Source organism: Actinotignum saccati, assembly GCF_051265055.1.
Taxonomy (GTDB): domain Bacteria; phylum Actinomycetota; class Actinomycetes; order Actinomycetales; family Actinomycetaceae; genus Actinotignum.
The window spans coordinates 116160-135935 of record NZ_JBOZCC010000005.1 but is presented as its reverse complement, the minus strand read 5'-3'; the positions used below and the strand labels follow the sequence as shown (position 1 = coordinate 135935).

General features: G+C 63.7%; 22 protein-coding genes. 9 read left to right on the top strand and 13 right to left on the bottom strand.

The features are described 5' to 3' along the window. Nucleotides 1-64: 64 nt before the first annotated feature. Both ACRQEC_RS05985 and ubiE read right to left on the bottom strand, forming a co-directional pair. Entirely contained in the window at nt 65-1069 is a 1005-nt protein-coding gene (locus tag ACRQEC_RS05985; protein WP_284889992.1) for a polyprenyl synthetase family protein, read from the bottom strand. Between the two features lie 50 nt (nt 1070-1119). Continuing rightward, nucleotides 1120-1824: a bifunctional demethylmenaquinone methyltransferase/2-methoxy-6-polyprenyl-1,4-benzoquinol methylase UbiE gene (gene ubiE, locus ACRQEC_RS05980; protein ID WP_284889993.1), complete on the bottom strand. Its 705-nt coding sequence runs from the start codon at nt 1822-1824 to the stop codon at nt 1120-1122. 214 nt (nt 1825-2038) lie between these two features. Between ubiE and ACRQEC_RS05975 the strand changes: the two genes are divergently transcribed. From ACRQEC_RS05975 to ACRQEC_RS05965, 3 genes are read left to right on the top strand one after another with little or no spacing between them, the layout of a single operon-like run. Beyond that, nucleotides 2039-3448, top strand: a complete 1410-nt coding sequence (locus ACRQEC_RS05975; protein ID WP_284889994.1) for a hypothetical protein — start codon at nt 2039-2041, stop codon at nt 3446-3448. A gap of 59 nt (nt 3449-3507) precedes the next feature. Then, on the top strand, nt 3508-4416 hold the full coding sequence (locus ACRQEC_RS05970) for a 1,4-dihydroxy-2-naphthoate polyprenyltransferase (protein ID WP_284889995.1): 909 nt from the start codon (nt 3508-3510) through the stop codon (nt 4414-4416). Nucleotides 4417-4456: 40 nt separating this feature from the next. After that, nucleotides 4457-4942: a PLD nuclease N-terminal domain-containing protein gene (locus ACRQEC_RS05965; protein WP_284889996.1), complete on the top strand. Its 486-nt coding sequence runs from the start codon at nt 4457-4459 to the stop codon at nt 4940-4942. 68 nt (nt 4943-5010) lie between these two features. Here the strand turns inward: ACRQEC_RS05965 and ACRQEC_RS05960 are convergent, their stop codons facing one another. The 4 genes from ACRQEC_RS05960 to ACRQEC_RS05945 all read right to left on the bottom strand — a co-directional run bounded on the left by ACRQEC_RS05960 (nt 5011) and on the right by ACRQEC_RS05945 (nt 7246). Next, nucleotides 5011-5682: a histidine phosphatase family protein gene (locus ACRQEC_RS05960; RefSeq protein ID WP_284889997.1), complete on the bottom strand. Its 672-nt coding sequence runs from the start codon at nt 5680-5682 to the stop codon at nt 5011-5013. Between the two features lie 116 nt (nt 5683-5798). Next, complete coding sequence (locus ACRQEC_RS05955) at nt 5799-6305, bottom strand: MarR family winged helix-turn-helix transcriptional regulator (protein ID WP_284889998.1); 507 nt, start codon at nt 6303-6305, stop codon at nt 5799-5801. Nucleotides 6306-6759: 454 nt separating this feature from the next. Further along, on the bottom strand, nt 6760-6858 hold the full coding sequence (locus tag ACRQEC_RS05950) for a 30S ribosomal protein bS22 (protein WP_005504750.1): 99 nt from the start codon (nt 6856-6858) through the stop codon (nt 6760-6762). 181 nt (nt 6859-7039) lie between these two features. Beyond that, the gene (locus ACRQEC_RS05945; RefSeq protein WP_269087863.1) at nt 7040-7246 is read right to left on the bottom strand and encodes a helix-turn-helix domain-containing protein; all 207 of its coding nucleotides are present in this window, start codon (nt 7244-7246) and stop codon (nt 7040-7042) included. 207 nt (nt 7247-7453) lie between these two features. Between ACRQEC_RS05945 and ACRQEC_RS05940 the strand changes: the two genes are divergently transcribed. Beyond that, nucleotides 7454-8854 (top strand): TrkH family potassium uptake protein, encoded by a 1401-nt coding sequence (locus ACRQEC_RS05940; protein WP_435734861.1) that lies wholly within the window; start codon nt 7454-7456, stop codon nt 8852-8854. A 23-nt stretch (nt 8855-8877) separates the two neighbouring features. Here ACRQEC_RS05940 and ACRQEC_RS05935 read toward each other — a convergent pair whose 3' ends face one another. The 4 genes from ACRQEC_RS05935 to ACRQEC_RS05920 are packed head-to-tail and all read right to left on the bottom strand — an operon-like array spanning nt 8878 to nt 10428. Next, a complete protein-coding gene (locus tag ACRQEC_RS05935; RefSeq protein ID WP_284890000.1) occupies nt 8878-9117 on the bottom strand; it encodes a hypothetical protein in 240 nt (79 codons plus the stop codon). 58 nt (nt 9118-9175) lie between these two features. Continuing rightward, nucleotides 9176-9568 carry a hypothetical protein gene (locus tag ACRQEC_RS05930; protein ID WP_284890001.1) on the bottom strand — a complete coding sequence of 131 codons (393 nt, stop codon included), beginning with the start codon at nt 9566-9568 and terminating at the stop codon, nt 9176-9178. Next, nucleotides 9552-9887: a type II toxin-antitoxin system RelB family anti-toxin gene (locus tag ACRQEC_RS05925; protein WP_284890128.1), complete on the bottom strand. Its 336-nt coding sequence runs from the start codon at nt 9885-9887 to the stop codon at nt 9552-9554. The genes ACRQEC_RS05930 and ACRQEC_RS05925 overlap by 17 nt, the downstream gene beginning before the upstream one ends. A gap of 37 nt (nt 9888-9924) precedes the next feature. Further along, nucleotides 9925-10428, bottom strand: a complete 504-nt coding sequence (locus tag ACRQEC_RS05920) for a hypothetical protein (RefSeq protein WP_284890002.1) — start codon at nt 10426-10428, stop codon at nt 9925-9927. 106 nt (nt 10429-10534) lie between these two features. Here ACRQEC_RS05920 and ACRQEC_RS05915 point away from each other — a divergent pair, with 106 nt between their 5' ends. Further along, nucleotides 10535-11227, top strand: coding sequence for a potassium channel family protein (locus ACRQEC_RS05915; RefSeq protein WP_016441787.1), 693 nt, complete (start codon nt 10535-10537; stop codon nt 11225-11227). 90 nt (nt 11228-11317) lie between these two features. Next, complete coding sequence (radA, locus tag ACRQEC_RS05910; protein WP_284890003.1) at nt 11318-12694, top strand: DNA repair protein RadA; 1377 nt, start codon at nt 11318-11320, stop codon at nt 12692-12694. 67 nt (nt 12695-12761) lie between these two features. Here the strand turns inward: radA and ACRQEC_RS05905 are convergent, their stop codons facing one another. Further along, nucleotides 12762-13559 carry a hypothetical protein gene (locus tag ACRQEC_RS05905; RefSeq protein ID WP_284890004.1) on the bottom strand — a complete coding sequence of 266 codons (798 nt, stop codon included), beginning with the start codon at nt 13557-13559 and terminating at the stop codon, nt 12762-12764. 652 nt (nt 13560-14211) lie between these two features. Here ACRQEC_RS05905 and ACRQEC_RS05900 point away from each other — a divergent pair. Next, nucleotides 14212-15102, top strand: a complete 891-nt coding sequence (locus ACRQEC_RS05900) for an HhH-GPD family protein (RefSeq protein ID WP_284890005.1) — start codon at nt 14212-14214, stop codon at nt 15100-15102. Here the strand turns inward: ACRQEC_RS05900 and ACRQEC_RS05895 are convergent. Then, a complete protein-coding gene (locus ACRQEC_RS05895; protein WP_284890006.1) occupies nt 15058-16248 on the bottom strand; it encodes an alpha/beta hydrolase fold domain-containing protein in 1191 nt (396 codons plus the stop codon). The genes ACRQEC_RS05900 and ACRQEC_RS05895 overlap by 45 nt on opposite strands. A gap of 43 nt (nt 16249-16291) precedes the next feature. On the opposite strand from ACRQEC_RS05895, the gene ACRQEC_RS05890 reads away from it, so the two are divergent. Together ACRQEC_RS05890 and ACRQEC_RS05885 are read left to right on the top strand one after the other, a co-directional pair. After that, nucleotides 16292-18094, top strand: coding sequence for an L-lactate permease (locus ACRQEC_RS05890; RefSeq protein WP_435734860.1), 1803 nt, complete (start codon nt 16292-16294; stop codon nt 18092-18094). Nucleotides 18095-18207: 113 nt separating this feature from the next. Continuing rightward, nucleotides 18208-19056 (top strand): SMP-30/gluconolactonase/LRE family protein, encoded by an 849-nt coding sequence (locus tag ACRQEC_RS05885; RefSeq protein WP_284890008.1) that lies wholly within the window; start codon nt 18208-18210, stop codon nt 19054-19056. On the opposite strand, the gene ACRQEC_RS05880 is transcribed toward ACRQEC_RS05885, so the two are convergent. Continuing rightward, nucleotides 19034-19720, bottom strand: coding sequence for a GntR family transcriptional regulator (locus ACRQEC_RS05880; protein WP_284890009.1), 687 nt, complete (start codon nt 19718-19720; stop codon nt 19034-19036). The two genes, ACRQEC_RS05885 and ACRQEC_RS05880, sit on opposite strands and share 23 nt — an antisense overlap. Nucleotides 19721-19776: the final 56 nt, after the last annotated feature.

The following is a 19776-nucleotide window of genomic DNA, read 5'->3' as shown; positions in this document are numbered from 1 at the left end:
TGCGGGCATAGGTACGACGACGCCGCCACCCCGCCGGCGCGCCTCCTAGACCGTGCCTGTCAATCTAGACCGTGCGCGCCACCACCGAGCGTGCATATTCCGCGAGGGCTTCGCGCACTGCCCCATTCTCCAGGTCAGCAATGGCGGCCACCGCGCGCCCGGCCCATTCCTCGGCAAGCGCCCGAGTTTCATCCATCACCGAATGGTTGCGCAGCGCGCCGAGCACGGTATCAAGGCGCTGCCCGGCCAGCTCCCCGCGGTCCAATTCCGCCAAGATCGCTAGCCCGGCGTCGTCCAAAATCCCCGCGGCGGCGCGTTCCCGCAACAAAATCGTGGGCATGGTGTCCACCGATTCGCGCAGGTCCGTGCCCTGTTCTTTACCGGTTTCCTCGGAAACCACGTCGATATAGTCATCGGCAATCTGGAAGGCAATCCCCACATTTTCACCGAATTCTTGCACCTGGGCGGCAACGTGCGCGTACTCGGCCTCCCGGCTCCCGGCCGCCGCATACACGCCTTCGCGCGCCGAGGCCGCAATAAGCGAACCGGTTTTCCCAGCTAGAACCTCCAGGTAGTGCGCCCGCGGAGACACCCCGTGCCTGCGCCCCACGGTTTCCAGGAGCTGCCCGGTACACAGGCGCCGGAACGTTTCCGCGTAATCCTTGACGGCTCGCGGCCCCAGATCCGCCATCATGGAGGAGGCGCGCGAAAAAAGAATATCTCCCGCCATAATCGCCGCGGAATTCCCGTAGCTGCGGTGCGCGGCCGGCACCCCGCGCCGCAGTGGGGCTTCGTCCATAACATCGTCGTGGTAGAGGGAAGCCAGGTGAGTCAGCTCCATCGCGACCGCCACGTGCTCGACCCGCTCGGATTCCGGCTCCGGGCCCAGATACCCACAGAGTAGCGCCAGCGCCGGCCGCATCCGTTTCCCGCCCGCCTCGGCAAGATACGTGGTGATCGGGTCCACGCGCAGGTCACCAAAATGCGTGGCCGCGTCCAGCTTTTTTTCGACGACGCCGAGCCGCTCCCCCACGCGGGTGAGCAGCTCTTCGACAGTCAGGTCTTTCACGATAGCCAATCCTAGCTTTCCGATGGTGCGCCGGCCCGCGGCCCGGTGCCTCAGTGCGCCGCCGGCAGGGTAGCGCGGTGCAGCGCAACGATCCCGTTGCACATATTACGGTATTCAACGTCGCGCCACCCGGCCGCGTGCAGCCAGCCAGCCAGAGTGCGTTGATCGGGCCAGTCGATAATCGATTCCATGAGGTAGGCGTAGGCCGGGCCATCCGAAGAGGCCAGGGCCGCCACCCGGGGAAGCACGTGGCGCAGGTAGCCGTGGTAGAGGGTGCGGAAAGGCGCGCAGGTGGGCGTGGAAAACTCGGCGATCACCACGTGCCCGCCCGGGCGCGTCACGCGGGCCATTTCTTGGAGGGCTCGCATGGGATCGTGAATATTACGTAGGCCGTAGGAAATAGTTACGGCGTCGAAACTATGATCCTCGAAAGGAAGATCGCAGGCATCGGCCTGCACAAAACGCAAGTCGGGGTGGCGTAGGCGCGCAACCTCGAGCATCCCGTCCGAAAAATCGGCGCCCACCACGCGCGCCCCCACCTGGGCGAAATGCTCGGTGGAGGTGCCGGTCCCGCAGGCCAGGTCGAGGATCTCCATCCCCTCGCGAATGCGCAGGGCTTCGGTGACGTAGCGGCGCCACAGCCGCACCTGCCCGAAGCTGAGCAGGTCATTGCTCCGGTCGTAGCGCGGGGCGACCTGGTCGAACATTCCGGCGACGGCGCGCGGATCTTTGCTGAGTTGTGCACGTGCAGACATGCCCTCTATTCAACCAGCTTGGGCGTATTTGGCAAGAGTGGAATTCTATCTGGCTGCGTAGCCGGGGCGCAGTCGGCTGCGCATCCGCGTAAAGTCCACGTGCGCATCCGCCCAAAGCCGCCGGGTTGGCGCGCGCCCCACGGGACCTCAAACCGGCGAATTTCCGCTAGGCGGCGACTAGACTGAAAAAGAAGTCACGAATTGAGGAGTCATTATGTCCCTGCCCACGCCCATGCCAGCTATGACACCGCCGCTGCTGGCCGATGTGCGCCGCGATTTTGGCGCCCGCACCTGGATTGTGGCTCTTATGAGCCCCGTGATCGCGGTGGCGGTCACGTTCCTCATTACGCTTTTCTTCGCCTGGCTCGGCCTGCGCGGCATGGGCGAGCTCGATATGGGCGGGGTGAATCTTAGTGACGTGCTCACCGCCCCGAAGTGGGCGGCCCTCACCCTGCTGCTGGCCCTGGGTGGCACCGCGCGGGTGGTGGCCGAGCCGAATCTTGTGGATATGAGTTTCTTCGTTCCCGCTCTCACCCTCACCCTCCTGATCGGCCTCATTATCTACTTCCTCAACCAGTGGGTAGGCCGCGGCAAGCGCAATTCCACCCTGCTGGTTTGGGTCCCGGCCTGGGTTTCGGCCGGGGTGCTAGCGGCGATCGGAGCCGGGCTGGCCGCGTTCATGCGGGTGGATCTGAGCCCGGGCGGGGCCGTGATGGGTCAGCCCATCCCGCCGCTGGCCCTGCAGGCCAGCCCCCTCTTCACCGCACTCACCTGCCTCCCGCTCGGGCTTTTCGCCGCGGGCTTCGGGCGCATGACCACGGTGAAATCCACCCCGCGGAACCGTTTCACCCTCACGGCGGCCTCCTCTATTCCCACCTACGCGCACGCGGTGCGCCTGGCCTTCACCGCTTTTATCCTGGTGAGCTGCATTTCCGCCCTCGCTTTCGGTATTGACCTCATGGTCCGCCAGGATGCCAAGATCGCATGGCTCCTCCTGGCCTTCCCCTTCTTCCTCACCACCGGGGTCATGACCATGTTCGGGGCGGTGGGCGCGTCCTTCGCGGCCGAGTATGATGCCAGCGGCCTGGGCATGGGTGTGAATGCTCAGGGTGATACCACCTTCCTGCTCTGGGATAACCTGGCCACCGCACCGGCCATCGTTGCGCTTATCTCCATGGTGCTGGTCCTGGTGTGGACGGCCTACCGCTGGGGCCGCTCGCGCGATCCGCGCATGGAATTCGGTGCTATTGCCTGGACGGTGATGCCCTTCGGTTTCGGGGCCACCACCGCGGTGATCTGGGGTATTACCCGCGGTTCCGCGAAGATGGCGGCGCAGGGCATGGACCTGGCCAGCGCCAGTTACGACCTGCACTGGTACCTCATTTTCATCGGGATTGGCCTGGGCCTCGTGGTGGAAGCTTTCTCGCGGCCCTTCCGCACCCGCCCGCCCGAAACGATGGCAACGGGCTACCTCACCCCGCACGCCTCCGATATCCCGCATCATCCTTCCGTTCCAGGCGCCCCGGGCGGGATGCCCTTGCACCCGGAGTATCCGGGCACCCCGGTTGCGCCGGCTCCCCAGCAGCCGCAGGCGCCGGCTCCCCGCCCCGAGGACCTGGCCTAAACCCCAGCGGCGGGCTAGATGATGCGCTCGGGGCGATCCCCTCGATAGAATAGGCGGCCGTGGCAACTGTTACTGATTGGCTCGAAGGGGCGCGCGTTCGCACCCTTCCCGCGAGTGTCTCCCCCGTTATCGCCGGGGCCGGGATCACCCTGTGGGAAGGCACGCTGTACGGCCCGATTCTGGCCCTGGCTTTCGTGCTCGCCCTGCTGTTGCAGATCGGCGTGAATTTCGCGAATGACTATTCCGACGGCATCCGCGGCACCGACGATCACCGCACCGGCCCGCCCCGCCTCACCGGCGGCGGCACCGTGCGCCCGGGCGTGGTGCTCGCGGTGGCACTCACCTGCTTCGGCCTCGCGGCGCTCGTGGGGCTGGTGATTATTGCCTGGTGCGGGCAGTGGTGGCTGATCGCGGTGGGCGTGGGCGCGCTGCTGGCCGCCTGGTTCTATACCGGCGGGCGCCACCCCTACGGCTATATGGGCTTGGGCGAAGTCTTTGTTTTTATTTTCTTCGGTTTGGTCGCCACCGCCGGCACCGTCTATATCCAGAGTGGCACGGTTCCCTGGCATGCCTGGGTGGCCGGCAGCGCCGTCGGCCTTATTGCCTGCGCCATTCTCATGGCTAATAATATCCGCGATATTCCCACCGATGCCGTCACCGGGAAACGCACCCTCGCGGTGCGTCTGGGTGATACATGGGCGCGGCGCGTCTATGTGCTCATGCTCGCGGTGGCGATGGGCTGCGGCGTCGTGCTAGCGTTCACGCCGAGCACCCACCAGGCGTCCCTCCTCCTCTACCTCCCCGCTTTCGCCATTGCTGCGCGCAATAGTTGGCGGATGCTCAGCCGCGGCCCGTCCCGCGCGCAGGGGCGCGCTCTCATCCCGGTCCTGAAAACTACCGGTATTACCGAGCTTGCTTTCGCACTGGCGGTGCTGGTCTCTTTCTGGGCCAGTTCGCTCTTAGTCTAGGTGCCTGCAGCCTCCGCGCGCTAGCGACTAAGATGGTGGTATGGCCCGAGTAATTATGGCACTTCTTGCCGTCAGCATCTGGATTTACGGCATCATTGACGTCATCCGCACGGACACCACCCGCATGCCCGGCCGGCTGCGTAAGCCGGCGTGGCTCGCCCTGACGGTTCTGGTGCCGGTTCTCGGGTCGCTCCTGTGGATCGCTTTTTCTTTCCCGGTCAAGTTCCCGCAGCAAAATATTTCGCTCGGCTCTTTTGGCCGGGGTCGCTCCTCGTCGCAGCGGCGCCGTCGCCCCGTTGCGCCCGACGATGATCCGGACTTCCTGTCCCGTTTGGACGCAGAAAACCGTTTCCGCGAATGGGAGCGGCAACAGAAGGAGAACGACGCCGCGCCCGACGCCGCATCGGACTCCCCCAGCGCAGGCGAATCGAAAAAACCGGGCAGCCCGGAAGCGGGCGGCGCGCAACCGGATAATCCGGAGGAATCTGAGGGCCGGCCTGCATCTCAGCCGCCCGCGCAGGATTAACCCGCTAGTTTCTACGAGTCGCTCAGCCCCGCCAGTCCGGCGGGGCTGTCTCTATTTTCGCGTCTCGCCTAGTCCCCGCGGTTTTCGTCCGCCGCGGAAACTCCCGGGGTAATATCGCGCGCCCGGGCCAGCAGCTCGGCCGCGGGTTCGGCGTAATCCACCGCCACCAGGCTGGTGCCCTGGAAGGTCAGCGAGGTCACCGAACACAGCGCGCACTGGCGCCGGCGCGGATCATGAGCGAGGGAACGGCCTTCCACGAAGGAACGCAGCGTCCAAATCGGAAGCTGGTGGGATACCAGCACCGCTTCGCCGCCGCGAGCCGCTGCCAGCCCGCGGCGTACCGCATTCGTCATGCGCGCGGCAATATCCGTATAGGGTTCACCCCAGGAGGGCCGGAAGGGGTTGATATACCACGGCCAAAATCTCGGGGAGGCCAGAATCCAGCGATTCCGGTTGACATTGATGCCCTCGAAATTATTACCCGCTTCGATGAGGTTGGCATCGGTGCCAATCTCAAGATCGAAAAGCTCAGCGGTGGGGGTGGCGGTTTCAATAGCCCGCTCCAGGGGCGAAGACATCACCGCCCGCACATCACGACCGCGGAAGAAATCCCGAACACTGCCGGCCATCTCCCGGCCCAGATCAGTGAGGTGAAAACCGGGTTGGCGGCCGTACAGTTCGCCGCTAGGGTTATCCACCTCTCCGTGGCGGACCAGGTGAACAACTGTTACGTCAATCATGATGCCAGTCTACGGCACCGGGAGCTGCCGGCCGGACCCCAAGCCCCCTCGCTTGGGAAATTCGCTTGAAAAGCGCCATCCGACCGGCGTGCCCGATTACCTACGTGCCCGAACGCCTACCAAATATCGGCGGCGTTACCCACCAGGCGAGTGCACAGCTCGCCCATCTTGAGGAAGTCATCATGACCGAGTTTGTCCACGAGGTGAGCGCGAACCGAGATCACGTGGGTAATGGCCGCCTTTTGCAGCAGCTTGAAACCTGCATCCGTGAGCGTGCAATCCACCCCGCGCCGGTCATGCGCATTGGCGGAGCGTGCCACCAGGCCGCGCGCCTCCAGGCGGCGGACGGTGTGGGTGAGCCGCGAGCGCGAATGTACCATCACATCGGCGAGAGTCGACATCCGCATGCAGCGATTTTCCGCCTCGGAAAGGCGGGCCAGAACGTCATATTCGTTCAATGACAGATTGTGATTGACCATGAGTGCGTGGTTGAGCGCCTCTGAGGTCACGACTGTCGCGCGCAGATACGCGCGCCAGGCAAATTGTTCCTCTTCAGAAAGCCAGCGAACTTCCGCGGCCATGAGATTCATCCCTTCGTCAGGCACGATGTCACGTCGTGACATTAACGGCAACTCGCACGGGGTGTGCGAGTCTTCATTACGTCGTTGCGCCCGCGCCGGACGCAACGCATCCAGCTTGCGCCGGATGAACGATGACGCCACTTCTCCCCCATTTTCCCACGCGGGACCATAGGAGCGAAAGGCCTTAAGTGGTGCTTGTAGCGCGGTACCGCGCGCAGCACGCCCGTGCCTGGCGAAGCGCCGTCGACCACAGCATCACGTGAAGTATACCTTTGTACGAACGTAACTCAGAGTTACATTCTCTTTTTAGGAAGGCCACCCTTACCTAGGTAGTAATATTGATAAGTATTTTTGCCCGAATTGTCAAGGTTTGCTCGATAAGCATCCCATGAATATGTGAGCACTTTCACTTGTCCCTAAGCCTCAATACCACGGCGTTAAAACAAACACTAAAACAAAAAGGCCCGGACATCCGGGCCCTTCCGCACGCGGGGAACTACTTCTTGTTCCGACGCTGGTGGCGAGTTTTACGCAGCAGCTTACGATGCTTTTTCTTCGACATACGCTTGCGGCGCTTCTTAATAACGGAACCCACAGGCACCTCCAAAACTAGATCGCGGGGAATCGCCCCGATGGAACATCACAGTATCTTACCGGCCCGCGCCCGCCTATGCGTAGCGCGTGAATCAGAACACGGTTAAATTCACAACCGCTCCGGGTCTGCCGCCGTTTCTAGCGCCCCTTTTCGGGCGACGCCGCATCGGCCACGGACCGCACTATTCCCCGACCGCGCGCTGTTGCGGGAGGCTATTTCCAGATAGGAGTGCTTCAACAGCGCTGGCGGGTACCCGGTAGGAGCTTCCCACCCGCACGGCCGGCAGATCGCCGGCGTGAACCATGCGGTAGACGGTCATCTTCGAGACACGCGTCAATTCAGCCACTTCCGCGACGGTGTAAAACTGCGGAGACGAAGGCATTTGCATCTGGTTCATCCCATCATCCTGGAGTAATTTTTTGCCACATCGGCAACAGCTACAGCAAGGATATCCCATATTCTCAGCATTCACAGCATTTTCTGCATGTTATGTGCCGCTTTTCCGTGAGGTAGGTGGCAGGGGAATATACTACGGAACAGGTACGCGGCGTTTTCCTTGGCCGCAGCCGCTAGCTCGAGGACCCGGAGGACGCCCATGGCAGCACACCCTGAGGTGGCATCTGCGCGCCTGAGCTGGCGTGATCGTTTGGCGGCCGTGGGTGGGCGCGTGGATCGGGTGGCGCGGGACAGGCCGGCACGCCTGGCGCTCCTTATTTTTGCGCTCATCATTTTGTTCCTCACTGCCGCGCTTTCCTTGCCGCTGGCAACCACCACGGGGAAGAGCGCTCCGTTTATTGACGCGCTTTTTACCGCGACTTCCTCCGTGTGCGTGACCGGTTTGGTGACGGTTGATACCGCGACGTACTGGTCGGTATGGGGCCAGCTTTTTATTTCTTTCGGGCTCATTGTGGGTGGCCTGGGCGTGATGACGCTGGCCTCGATCCTGGGGCGGGCGGTTTCCCGGCATGTGGGGCTCACGCAGCGCATGCTCACCGCAGAGGAGAATCAGTCGAGCCTGGGCGAGGTAGGTACGCTGCTCCGCGCGGTGATTATTGTGGCGTCGACGGCGCAAGCCATTTTGTTCCTGGCTCTCCTCCCCTTCTTTTTGCGCAATGGCGAGGCCCTGCTTCATGCTCTCTCGCATTCCTATTTCATGGCGGTCTCCATCTTTAATAACGGTGGCTTCGTGATCATGCCGGAGGGCGTGAGCCCGTATGTGGGGCAGTGGGCGCTAACCATCCCGATTATTTTGGGCACTGTTGCCGGGGCTATTGGTTTCCCGGTGGTTTTGGATATGTGGCGTAACCGTTCACGCCCGCGCAAATGGTCGGTGACCACGAAGATCACGCTGGTCACCTATATCAGCTTGGCTGTGCTCGGCGCGGTTTTCTTGGCGGTGCTGGAATGGAATAACCCCAATACCCTGGGTAATTTGGCGGTGGCCGATAAGATCAACGCCGTGCTCACGCTCTCGGTGGATGCGCGTTCCACGGGTTTGACCACTATTGATGTGGGTGCGATGGGTGAAACATCGTGGATCCTCCTTGATTCGCTCATGTTCATTGGTGGCGGTTCGGCTTCCGCGGCGGGCGGCATTAAGGTGACGACTTTCGCGGTGCTCTTGCTGGGTATTCGCGCGGAGGCACGGGGGGACCGCGATACCGAGGCTTTCGGTAAGCGCATCCCGGCCGAGGTGCTGCGCCTGGCTATTGCGGCAACGTTCGCCGGCGGGATCATGGTGGTGACCGGTTCGGTGGCGCTGCTTCAGCTCACGAATTTCACTTTCTCGGAGATTCTGGTCGAGGTGATTTCCGCTTTCGCTACCTGCGGTTTGAGCACGGGGATTACCGGGGCGCTACCGGCCAGCGCGAAGTTCGTGCTGGTGCTCCTCATGTTCTTTGGGCGCACGGGCACGATGACGCTCGCTGCCGCTTTGGCGTTGCGTTCACGACGCCGCACCATCCGGCTGCCCGAAGAGCGGCCGATTATTGGCTAAACGGGCAGGCCGCTCATCCGGGGTTACCTACGTGAGCTTCGGCCCTTGGTGCCGGCTGAGCCGCCGTCGTTCCGAAAAATGCTGCGCAAAGAGGAGAGGAACAAAAGCACCGCAACCACGACGGCCGGGGCGATAGCGTTCGGGGTTGCCGGCGGGAAAATACGGTTGAGGAGAGTCACCGTAAGAAAAGCGACCCCACCGCCAATCGCAGCCACCACCAGCGCCTTAAGAACGCCTACCGCGAGCGCGCGCCAATCCTTCATAACATCCCCTACCTACCCGGATTTCCATTTCCTTGAACACAGAATTTCAGTGCTGCCTTTAGTCAAGCCGATCATTGCTTGGCATGAAAAGCGGGATGCTCGAAAGGGGCATATCGAGTTCCCTAGCAACGCTCATGAGTTTGCCGGCCAAAACTGGCCACACTAGCTCAACAACATCAGCATGCTGAACATTTTCACGAGACACTTGGTTACCTATACGCACCCGGGCTTTAACATGCGAAGAATACATCTGTCTTCCAGCGTCTTCAGCCATAAGACCCATGGTCACATCAACGAAAACAGCACCCTGAAATTCTCCCGCGAGTTCGAGAACTTTGGAGTCAATCTTCATCTTGCACTCGAGCGTATCGGGGCGAGTCTCCAAGCCTCCGTTAACTTCACCGGAGACTTCCAAAAATCTCACTTGTTGCACATCATCCTTGAGTAACATATTCAACTCCCACGTCACGAACCGACTCATCAATAGTTTCAGTCCAGCTGTACGAGTAATCACGGTCAAGATCTTCAACCGTGTAAGAGATGGCTGCGCCGATAACCACAGCGTAAAGCTGAAGAGTATGAATCGTTGGATTGGTTATGCCCGATTCCAGCTCAGAAACCGCAGATTGCGTGGTGCACATTCTGCTTGCAACAGTTTCTTGAGAAAGACCTTTGCGCATCCGTATGGCTTTAAGTTCGCGTAGTAGACGCCGCCTACGGGCCGCCTGGAGGCGTGACCTCTCACGAACTACGAGCAGTCTTTCTTCCATCACATCCCCCTCCATATCGGATATATACGATATGCATTTACTCTAGCAGTTGTATCCATGCTTCACCACGCTCTTGAGCCAATGCGATACTTGCGTTTTGTTCTTCCTTCCACCGCGGGCCTGCGGACTTGACAGCAAGACAGAGAGAAACAAGCCCTTCCCATTCTTCAGGCTCGCCGTAATAGATCCTCACATGGAACGTCGCTTCCCCAATAGGAAAAGAACTGAGCAGACGTATTTCCGCGACTCCTGGCCGGCTCTTACAACGAGTTACCGCCTTGGACTCAAGGTCGCCAAACGCAGCGGAATCGAGCAGTTCTTCAATTTCACCGGCTAGGTACATAGCGGTATTCATACCAGCGCCCTCACCTCCAAAAAGCTGGAGGATGGTCGCAAAGTCTTGAGAGAGCCAACACCCCGGATCATCCCATCTAGCTTCAATACCCACAGACCCAGGCCCGGGGTGAGCCCAACGGTAGGTATGCGTCACAATGTCGCGCCCACGATTGGCGCGAGTGCGTAGCGTGCCTTCCTGTGCCATAACGAATTTGTACATGCATTCATGGTTGCACGGGCTTACGACATGAATTTTGGCGCGGAGCGTTAGACTACGAGCCAGAGATATTGTGACCGGAGAAAGGGCGGCTATGCCGGATACGCGCGACGAACAAGCCATCCTTGTGGTGGGGCTGGGGCGTTTTTCGACCGCCATCGCTACCACGCTCGATGATTTGGGGCGTGACGTGCTCGTCGTCGAAAAGAATCCCGATACCGCGCAGCGGTGGAGCCATCGCTTGCGGGTGGTGGAAGGGGATGCCACCAGTATGGAGGTACTCGACCAGGTGGGCGCGGGGGATTTCACCGTGGCCGTGGTAGGCGTGGGCACCTCGCTGGAAGCTTCCGTGCTGGTGACCGCGAACCTGGTTGATCTGGGGATTCCGCAGATTTGGGCGAAGGCGGTTTCGCGTGCGCACGGCCGTATTTTGCGGCGCATCGGCGCCCACCACGTCATTTATCCGGAGTACGACGCCGGTACGCGCGTGGCGCATATGGTCTCGGGCAGGATGCTCGACTATATCGAGATGGAGGACGGTTTCTCCATCGTGAAAATGCGCCCGCCGCGGGAAATTCGTGGTTTCACCATCGCGAAATCGCGTATCCGTGAGCGTTTCGGAGTGCGGATTATCGGGGTGAAGGCACCGAATCAGCCCTTTGAATATGCCACCGAGGACACCCTCATCGGGGCAGATGACACGATTATCGTGTCCGGCGATACCGAGCTATTGGAGGAGTTCGCTAACCGGCAGGGATGGATCCCGGCGGTAGGTTCGGCTCGGTAACGGGCTCGTCTCGGTAGCAATTCGGTAGGGATTCGGTAGCGACTTTTAGTTCGCGATTTTTATGTCGTAGGCCCCCTCTAGGATGGTGGCATGGCAAAACAACCGGCAACCGTGTACGAATGCAGCGAGTGCGGGTGGTCCACCGGCAAATGGATGGGCCGCTGCGCGCGGTGCGGCTCGTGGGGCACGCTCGATCAACACAGTCCGGCCGCACCCTCCGCGGCTCCGGCCGCTTTAGCGCCCACTTCACCGGCGCAACCCATTACCTCGGTGCCGGCTACCGCCGCGCGGAAAATTCCCACCGGGGTATCCGAATTGGATCGGGTGCTGGGCGGCGGTTTGGTTCCCGGCGCGGTAATTTTGCTTGCCGGGGAACCGGGGGTAGGCAAATCTACCCTGCTCTTGGATGTGGCGGCGAAGGCCGCGCGGGCCGCGGCACGCTCGGGGCGGGCGCCGGTCCTCTATATTTCCGGGGAGGAATCCGCCTCCCAGGTGCGTTTGCGCGGGGAGCGCATCGGGGCGATGGATGAGCATCTGCTCCTTGCCTCGGAAAGCGATATCGGGCGAGCCCTCGGGCATATTGAAAACGCCCGGCCTTCCCTCCTGATCGTGGACTCGGTGCAGACCTTGGCCGATGCTGAGGTAGCGGGAACTGCGGGCGGGCCGGCGCAGGTGCGGGCTGTTACCGCGGCACTGGTGAACGTGGCCAAAACGCACGGCCTGCCGGTGGTGTTGGTCGGGCACGTCACTAAAGATGGTTCCATTGCCGGGCCACGCGTCCTGGAACACCTGGTTGATGTGGTCTGCCAATTTGAAGGGGATAAACACTCGCGGCTGCGTTTGGTGCGCGCGGTGAAGAATCGGTATGGGGCTACCGATGAAGTCGGGTGCTTTGAGCTCACCGAAAGCGGGATTGTGGGGCTACCCGATCCTTCGGGGCTGTTCCTTTCCGCCCGGGATCACACGGTGCCCGGCACCTGCGTATCCATGACCCTGGAAGGGCGGCGGCCCATGCCGGTGGAAGTCCAGGGCCTGGTAGTTCCTTCGTCCGGGCGGCCGCAGCGCACCAACTCCGGGGTGCTTTCCGCGCGGGTGGCAATGATGGTCGCGGTGCTGCAATCGCGCCTGGGCTTGAGCTTGGATCAGAAAGATTTTTTCGTATCTACGGTAGGCGGTGCGCAGGCCAGCGAACCGGCCGCGGATGCCGCAATTGCTTTGGCGCTGGCATCGGCCTACATGGATCTGCCGCTCGCTCCCGGGGTGATTGCCATCGGGGAAGTGGCCCTCACCGGGGAACTCCGCCCGGTCACAGGCCTCCCCCAGCGCCTCAATGAAGCTGCCCGGCTCGGTTTCACCCTCGCCATTGTTCCCGAACGCACCGATAGCTCGAAACTACCCGAGGGGATTCGGGTGCAACGCTGCGCGGATATCCGCCAGGCCCTGGAAGCGGTGCTTCCCACCGGGTAGGCGGCGTTCCCCACCGGCTAGGCGGCGAAGCGCAGGCAGAAAGTGGTACATGCGCGGCGGAACCCGGTTAGTTCGCCGGCTCGGAATCCCTTTCCGGCGTGGGCGATTCGGCGCCTTCTCCGCTGCCGGCTTCCGGGGCGGGTGCTGCTTCTTGGTTCTCGCCTTCCGCGCCATTCGCCGCGGGGCTCGGATCCGCGCTGGGAGCCGGGCTAGCATCCGCGCTCGGTTCGGCCCCGGCCTCATCATCCGGGCGAGCGGGCTGCTTGCCGCCCCCGGTAATCAGCTCAAAGACGGCGGTAGCGGGAGAAGCTGCGCCGTCGGCAAAAATAGCTTCCGCCTTATACGTGCCCGGTGTGGACAGCGAGCCCGAGCTGCCGCACCCGACGCCCTCGTTCCCACCCGGCCACGTCACCGTGGTCACGGCATCCATCCCGCGATCCAGCAGCAAACGGCGATGCTCATCCCCGGCCTGGCACGCCGCAGTATTCGCCACCTGATGCCCGCCGGACGTAATCGACACATTGAGATTGCCCCACCCGGCATCCACATAACACGGATTCGTAGTCGACTTATTCGTCAGCTCCACCGAGAACGACACCGGCGCACCCGCACCGCGTTCGTTATTCGTCACCCGCATCCGCAGCATATCCGGAGTGCAGGCCACCGGCTCATAAAAAGTGGTCGGGACCGCGGCCTGGGCCTCCGCGTGCTCCTGAGAACGCGAGGCCGCGAACTTAAAGGTCACCACCGCGCCAATTACAATCGCGAGCGCGGCAAAAATCCACAGCCAATGCTTCGGTTCCAAACGCGCGAAAATCGAAGTCTTTTCCCGGACCCGGCTCTGGGCGCGCGGGCCGGCCGGCATTGGGCCGCGCCTGCGAGTAGGAGCCTGACGCTCCCGGCTAGTGCGCTGGCGGGCGCGGTCCTGGCCTGCGCGTTCGCGGGTAGTGCGCTCTCGAGTGGTTCGTTGTCCTGCGCGTTCGCGGGGAGAGCGCTGCCCGGCTCGTTCACGAGTAGTGCGCTCCCGGCTGGTCCGTTCCCGCGCGCTGCGCTCCCGATTCACTTGCTCGCGGCCTGAACGCTGCCGCTTTGCGCGTTGCTCACCGGAGCGTTGCCGGCTTACGCGCTGCTGGGCTGAACCTTGCTGATCTGCACGTTGCTGACCGCTACGCGACCGGCCACTGCGCTGCCGCGCCGCCGGTGCACCCGCCTGGCGACTGCGCTGCCCGCGTTCCGAAGGCACCGATTGTGCCGAGCGCCGCGGCCGCGCAGCCTGCGCCGCGCGTTCCGAGCCCCGTTCCGATGCGCGCTCTTTCCTTCGAACCGAGCGCTCACGCTGGCTTTCCCCACGCCTCACTCGCGCGGTTCGCCCAGCCTGATCCTCGCGCCGCTCGCGGCCACGCCGCGGCGCACCACCCGTGTGCCGCTGTGGCGCGCGGCGCTCTCCGCCCGTTTCTTTCACGGATCCACGGTACCAAAACGTGCATAATCCCCGCGTTTCCGGCACACTACAGATAATGCTCAAGAATCTTTTAAGGTGGTACGACGGCGCAGCGCGGTCACTACCGTGGCGCGCGCCCGGCACCTCCCCGTGGGCAATCCTGGTATGCGAAGTGATGAGCCAACAAACCCCCGTCGCCCGGGTCGCGCCCGCCTGGCGAGCCTGGCTGGAACGCTGGCCCACCCCGACCGACCTCGCCGCAGCCGCACCCGCCGATGTGCTCATTATGTGGGACAGGCTCGGCTACCCGCGCCGAGCCCTGCGCCTGCGCGAATGTGCTATCGCCCTGGTGGAACGGCACGGCGGCCGCGTCCCGCGCACCCGCGAGGAACTCCTCGCCCTACCCGGCATCGGCCCCTATACGGCCGACGCCCTCCTCGCCTTCGCCTTCCAGGAACGCTCGGTCGTCCTCGATACGAATATTCGCCGGGTGCTCGCTCGGGTGTACGACGGCGTTGCCCTGCCGCCCACCCATCAAACAGTTCGGGAACGCGAGCGGGCCGCTGCGCTTGTTCCCACGGATGGCCCGGGCGCGGCGCGCTGGAACGCGGCTCTCATGGAGCTGGGTGCCCTGGTGTGTACCGCGCGCGAACCGGCCTGTTCGGGCTGCCCACTGCGCGCCGAATGCCGCTGGCTAGCTGCCGGGAAACCAAAGAATGCCGCCCCGCGCACCACCCAGAAATTCACCGGAACTCAGCGAGAAGCCCGCGGAAAAATCATGGCGGTCTTGCGCAAGCGCCGCGGTGGGTGCAGCCGCGCTGACTTGGTGCGCGGAAGCAAGCTGCCTGAGGAGCGTTTTGCTCCCGCCCTCACCTCACTCCTCAAGGACGGGCTCGCTCAGGAAAACGCGGGCCGCTACTGCCTACCGGTTGCTGAGAGTGCGACCGCCGGGGTGGCCCAAGTCTGAGGTGCCGCCGGAATCGGAGTTGACACCGCAGTGGCTGGCGCCGGGGTGGCCCAGAACTTCAGCTAGAAATACTGCGGTATCCGCGATGACGCGGGCGGCTTCAGGCAAAAGCCGCACTCGCTGGAGAAAAGCGTGCATCACCCCGGGGATAACCTCGAGGCGTACTCGCACCCCGCTCGCCTCGAGGTGCGTTGCCAGCGCCTGACTATCGGCCAGCAGCGGATCACACTCCCCCACCGCGAGGAAAACGGGCGGGCAGCCGCGCAGCTCGGTGCGCAGCAGCGCGGTATCCGGGGCCGTGTCCCGTTCGGCGGGCGAAGAAAAATAGAGGGAGTCGTAGTAGGCACGATCCGCGGGGCTCATTCCATCGGAGGTATCACCGCCATCCGCAGTATAAATATCGCTTGTAGCATCCGTATTGAATGCGGGCTTGCCCAGCGATTCGCAAGCGGCAGCGGCTGCGCTGGCCACGGCAGGAGCGGGCAGGCCGTATTCGCCGTAGTACAAAACAAGCGCGACTATTCGCTTGGCAACCGGCCGCCGCGCGAGCCGCCACCAAGTCCCTAAGCTCAGAGTTGCCCCGCAGGAATCCCCCGCCAGCACGATAGGGCAGTTGGGAAAGCGGCGGGCCAGCTCGATGACCGCGTCCTCACATTCCTCGGATATGCGCGGGTAGCGCGCCCCGGGCGCCAAGGTGTAATCCACACTCACCACCACGGCACCGGTAGCGGCGGCCAGCTCGCGGGTGAGGCGGTCATGAGTGGCCGGGCTGCCCACGCAGTAACTCCCGCCGTGCAAATACACGATGATGGGCCGGGTGGCACCCGCCGGGAGCTGCGTCGTCGTACCTAATTCGGTAGGTGAAAGCGAACCGGGCCCCACGGGAGACAGCGAACCGCACCCCGTGGGCCGCGCATCCCGCTGCGGCGAATAGATCCGCACCGGAACCGGGCCGTGCCGGGTCGGAAGCGTATCCGCGCGCCACGCGACCTCGGGCCCGCCCTCATTCCACCAGCGGTGCTCGGCTTCGTAACGCGCCTGCATGGCGGCGGGTTCCCCGTGCCCGTGATGCGGGAGGGCGAGCCGGGCGTCCTGCGCCAGGGCCGCCCGCATCGAGGCCGATAATCTCACGTCCGAGCTAGACATAAAGTCATCATAAAGGCCCGAACCGCCCCGGTACGATGAAGGAATGCCTTGTAGCCCCGCGCTGCTCGCCGTGCCGAGCCAGCTTTCCGCAGTCCTCACGAATAAAGCCCTCCTCGCGAATACCTCCCTCCTCACCGGTACCACGTTCACGCCCGTGCCGGACGCGGTCGGCGGGCAGCTGTGGCTTTCCGCCCTCCTGGCGGCGCTTCCGCTCCTGGTGTTCTTCGTGCTCCTCGGGGTGTTCTCCGTCGCCACGCACTGGTGTTCCCTTATTTCCCTCGGCCTGGCCCTGGTCATCGCCGTGACCGGTTTCGGGATGCCTGCGGAGCTGGCCGGACTCTCCGCCCTGCAAGGCGCGGCGTTCGGGCTTTTCCCCATCTGCTACATCGTGATTATGGCGGTATGGCTCTACAACCTCACCGAGAGTTCGGGGCGCAGTAAGGACGTCCAGGCGGTTTTCGCGGCGCTGGGCCGCGGGGATATGCGAGTGCAGACCATCCTCATCGGTTTTATTTTCTGCGGCCTCATCGAAGGGCTGGCCGGATTTGGCGCGCCGGTTGCCATTAGCTGCGCCATGCTGTTGGCCATCGGCCTGCCCCCGGTCAAGGCCGCGCTGGCCACCATGGTGGGCAACGGCATCAACGTGGCCCTGGGCGCCATGGGTATTCCCCTCACCACGGTGGCCCGCATGGGCGGGGTGGCTGATCCCATGGACGTGGCCGCGGTAGCCGGGCGGATTATCCCGGTGGTGGCCGTGGGCGTGCCCCTTCTCCTCGTTTTTATCGTGGACGGCAAACGCGGGGTGAAAGATACCTGGCCGGTGGCCCTCACCGCCGGAATCGGCATGGTGACCGGGCATGTGATCGCCTCGAATTTCATTTCTCACGAACTCATCGCTGTGATCGCTTCCCTTCTGTCCTTCGCGCTCACTGCCGTGCTGCTTACCCGCTGGCGCCCGGCCCACACCCCGGTCGAATTCGCCAGCGCCCCCGCGCGTGAGAAAATCTCCGCCAGCCGGGTATTCCTGGGCCTGCTCCCCTACCTGCTGGTTGTGGTGGTCCTCGCCGTCACCAAATTGTGGCGGGTCACCGTTCCGGGCACCGCCGGCACGGGCGGCGCGAGTGGAGCTGCTGGCACCGCCGCCCCGCGCCGCATCGAATTCCTAGCTCAAACCGATATCAGCTTCGGCTGGCCGGGCCTGCACGGGCACCTGGTGGACCAGGCCGGTAACGCCCTGTCCACCACCACCTTTACGTTCAACTGGCTCTCCTCCCCGGGGACGATGCTGTTCCTGACCGGAGTGGTGGTCACCGCGGTGTACGCGCGGTGTTCCTCCGGCGGGCGCTACCCCTATTCCTTCCGCACCGGCCTGGCCACCCTGGGTGCCACGGTGGCGAACCTGGCCGTGACCGTGGGAACGATTGCCACCATTATGGCCCTCGCCTACGTCATGAATTTCTCCGGCCAAACCCAGGCCATCGGGGCCTTCATGGCCCTGGCCGGCACCGCCTTCGCGGCGCTTTCCGCTTTCCTCGGGTGGATCGGCACCGCGGTCACCGGATCGGCTACCTCCTCGGCGGCCCTCTTCGGGAACCTGCAAGCCACCGCGGCCTCCGGGGCCGGCATCGACCCGCATCTTCTCCTGGCCGCCAACCAGCTCGGGGGCGGGCTCGGGAAAATCGTCAGCCCGCAAAACCTCGCGATTGCCGCCACCGCAGTACGCGCCCCGGGCAGCGAACCGGAGCTGCTACGCCGCGGAGCTGCCTACTCGCTCGGGCTGCTCGCGCTGCTGACCCTCGTCGTCGTGCTGGCCGCGAGCGGAGTGCTGAGCTTCATCACCGCGTAAAACGGACGCGCGAGCGCTGCAGCTAGCCAGCTGGCGCGCGCAGTGCAACTATCCAACCGGCGCGCCCGCCGTACAGCTAGCCAGCCCGGGCCCACTGGCCTACCCTGGAGAGCATGGCTTTTGAACAAATTACCGACGCCGTTGCTTTCCACGCCGAAGGCCCGGTATGGTCGGACAGCTGGGGCGGGCTGCGTTTCGTGGATATGCTCGCCGGCGACCTGCTCACCCTGCGTAGCGATGGCGGGGTGGATCGCCTGGCCACCGGCTCGAAAATCGCGGCATTTGTCCGCCCGCGCGTGCGCGGAGGTTACGTCGTCGCCACCGAACACGGGTTGGCGTTAGCCGATACCGCCACGGCCGCCCCGCGCGCGGCCGCAACCCTGTGGAACAGCCCCGCCTACCGCATGAACGAAGGCACCGCGGACCCGTGGGGCTACCTCTACGCGGGATCCATGCCCTACACCCGCGACGCCACCACCCGCGGCACCGCGCGCCTCTACCGCATCTCCCCGACCCTCGAGGTCAGCGTGGTTGTGAGTGATGTCACCACCTCGAACGGCATCGGTTTTTCGCCCGACCGCCGACGTGCCTACTACATCGACACCTCCACGCGCGCGATTTCTGTTTTTGAGGTCGACGACGCAGGCGCACTTCAGCATCGCAGCGACTTCCACCACGTGGAAGGTGCGAGCCCGGACGGGCTAACCGTCGACAGCGAAGGGAATGTGTGGGTGGCTCTCAACCGGGCCGGAATCATCCGGGTCCTCGATCCGAGCGGGCAGATCGTGCAGGAATACCAGCTCCCGGTAACCGGGACCACCGCGGTGACCCTGGGCGGGGAGGACGGCAAGGATGTTTTCGTGACCGTCTCACGCGAAAATGATGATTCGCGGGGCGCGGGGGCGCTGTGGTGGATGGACGGGCCGGTAGCCGGCCAGCCTACTTTGCCTTTTGCGGGGTAACGCCGCCGGTATGCGCAAGCATCGCGCCCGCGTCCACCCCGAGCCGGGCCTGGCGTGCCCGCTGTAAGGCGCGCAGCGCCTCCCAGGCGCTCTCCTGCCCCAGTAAAACCGCGTCGATGAGCTGATCCTGTGCCTGCGCGAGCGTACTATCAGCGCGGCTGGCATCGGAGCGGACTGCCCCGGTGCGGTTGGTATCAGTGTGGCTGGCATCAGCGCCGCGAGCCTCAACCCGGCTGGCCGCGTACAGCATGGTGTGGAAAGTGAGCGGGCGGTGAAGTGCTTCCAGGCGCTTGGAACCGGAAACTTCCACGAGGGCGTGCAGCACCCGGCTGGGTTGCTCCCCGCGAGCCGCGCGCAGCGGGCGCAGATCTGGATGGCCGCCCATAATCCGCGCCAGCGCCAGGGATTCACTAATCTCTAGCAGCGCCACGATCTCCGGAATCTCGGAGCCTTCCACGGTAACCACCCGCGGGTGTTTACGTGCTTCGCGCTCCACCAAACCGTCCGCGATCAAGGATTCCACCGCGATGCGGGCGGTGGAGCGCGCCACCGAGTATTCCTCCGCGATCGCGGCTTCGGCCAGGCGCTCCCCCGGTGCAATATTTCCGGAAAGGATGCGTTCGCGCAGGTGGTCGGCCAGATCATCGGCAAGCCGGCGAGCCATCAGCACTCCTTTCCTCCGCGGGATAACGAGCTGGGTGAGTACCCGCTCCCGCCTTA

Coding starts and splice junctions, on each gene's coding strand:
- ACRQEC_RS05905 (WP_284890004.1), bottom strand. CDS start 13,559: ATGCCGGCCGGCCCGCGCGCCCAGAGCCGGGTCCGGGAAAAGACTTCG.
- ACRQEC_RS05930 (WP_284890001.1), bottom strand. CDS start 9,568: ATGTTACTCAAGGATGATGTGCAACAAGTGAGATTTTTGGAAGTCTCC.
- ACRQEC_RS05975 (WP_284889994.1), top strand. CDS start 2,039: ATGTCCCTGCCCACGCCCATGCCAGCTATGACACCGCCGCTGCTGGCC.
- ACRQEC_RS05935 (WP_284890000.1), bottom strand. CDS start 9,117: ATGAAGGATTGGCGCGCGCTCGCGGTAGGCGTTCTTAAGGCGCTGGTG.
- radA (WP_284890003.1), top strand. CDS start 11,318: ATGGCAAAACAACCGGCAACCGTGTACGAATGCAGCGAGTGCGGGTGG.
- ACRQEC_RS05955 (WP_284889998.1), bottom strand. CDS start 6,305: ATGTCACGACGTGACATCGTGCCTGACGAAGGGATGAATCTCATGGCC.
- ACRQEC_RS05920 (WP_284890002.1), bottom strand. CDS start 10,428: ATGGCACAGGAAGGCACGCTACGCACTCGCGCCAATCGTGGGCGCGAC.
- ACRQEC_RS05945 (WP_269087863.1), bottom strand. CDS start 7,246: ATGCAAATGCCTTCGTCTCCGCAGTTTTACACCGTCGCGGAAGTGGCT.
- ACRQEC_RS05880 (WP_284890009.1), bottom strand. CDS start 19,720: ATGGCTCGCCGGCTTGCCGATGATCTGGCCGACCACCTGCGCGAACGC.
- ACRQEC_RS05900 (WP_284890005.1), top strand. CDS start 14,212: ATGCTCAAGAATCTTTTAAGGTGGTACGACGGCGCAGCGCGGTCACTA.
- ACRQEC_RS05960 (WP_284889997.1), bottom strand. CDS start 5,682: ATGATTGACGTAACAGTTGTTCACCTGGTCCGCCACGGAGAGGTGGAT.
- ACRQEC_RS05940 (WP_435734861.1), top strand. CDS start 7,454: ATGGCAGCACACCCTGAGGTGGCATCTGCGCGCCTGAGCTGGCGTGAT.
- ACRQEC_RS05885 (WP_284890008.1), top strand. CDS start 18,208: ATGGCTTTTGAACAAATTACCGACGCCGTTGCTTTCCACGCCGAAGGC.
- ACRQEC_RS05890 (WP_435734860.1), top strand. CDS start 16,292: ATGCCTTGTAGCCCCGCGCTGCTCGCCGTGCCGAGCCAGCTTTCCGCA.
- ACRQEC_RS05925 (WP_284890128.1), bottom strand. CDS start 9,887: ATGGAAGAAAGACTGCTCGTAGTTCGTGAGAGGTCACGCCTCCAGGCG.
- ACRQEC_RS05915 (WP_016441787.1), top strand. CDS start 10,535: ATGCCGGATACGCGCGACGAACAAGCCATCCTTGTGGTGGGGCTGGGG.
- ACRQEC_RS05895 (WP_284890006.1), bottom strand. CDS start 16,248: ATGTCTAGCTCGGACGTGAGATTATCGGCCTCGATGCGGGCGGCCCTG.
- ACRQEC_RS05965 (WP_284889996.1), top strand. CDS start 4,457: ATGGCCCGAGTAATTATGGCACTTCTTGCCGTCAGCATCTGGATTTAC.
- ubiE (WP_284889993.1), bottom strand. CDS start 1,824: ATGTCTGCACGTGCACAACTCAGCAAAGATCCGCGCGCCGTCGCCGGA.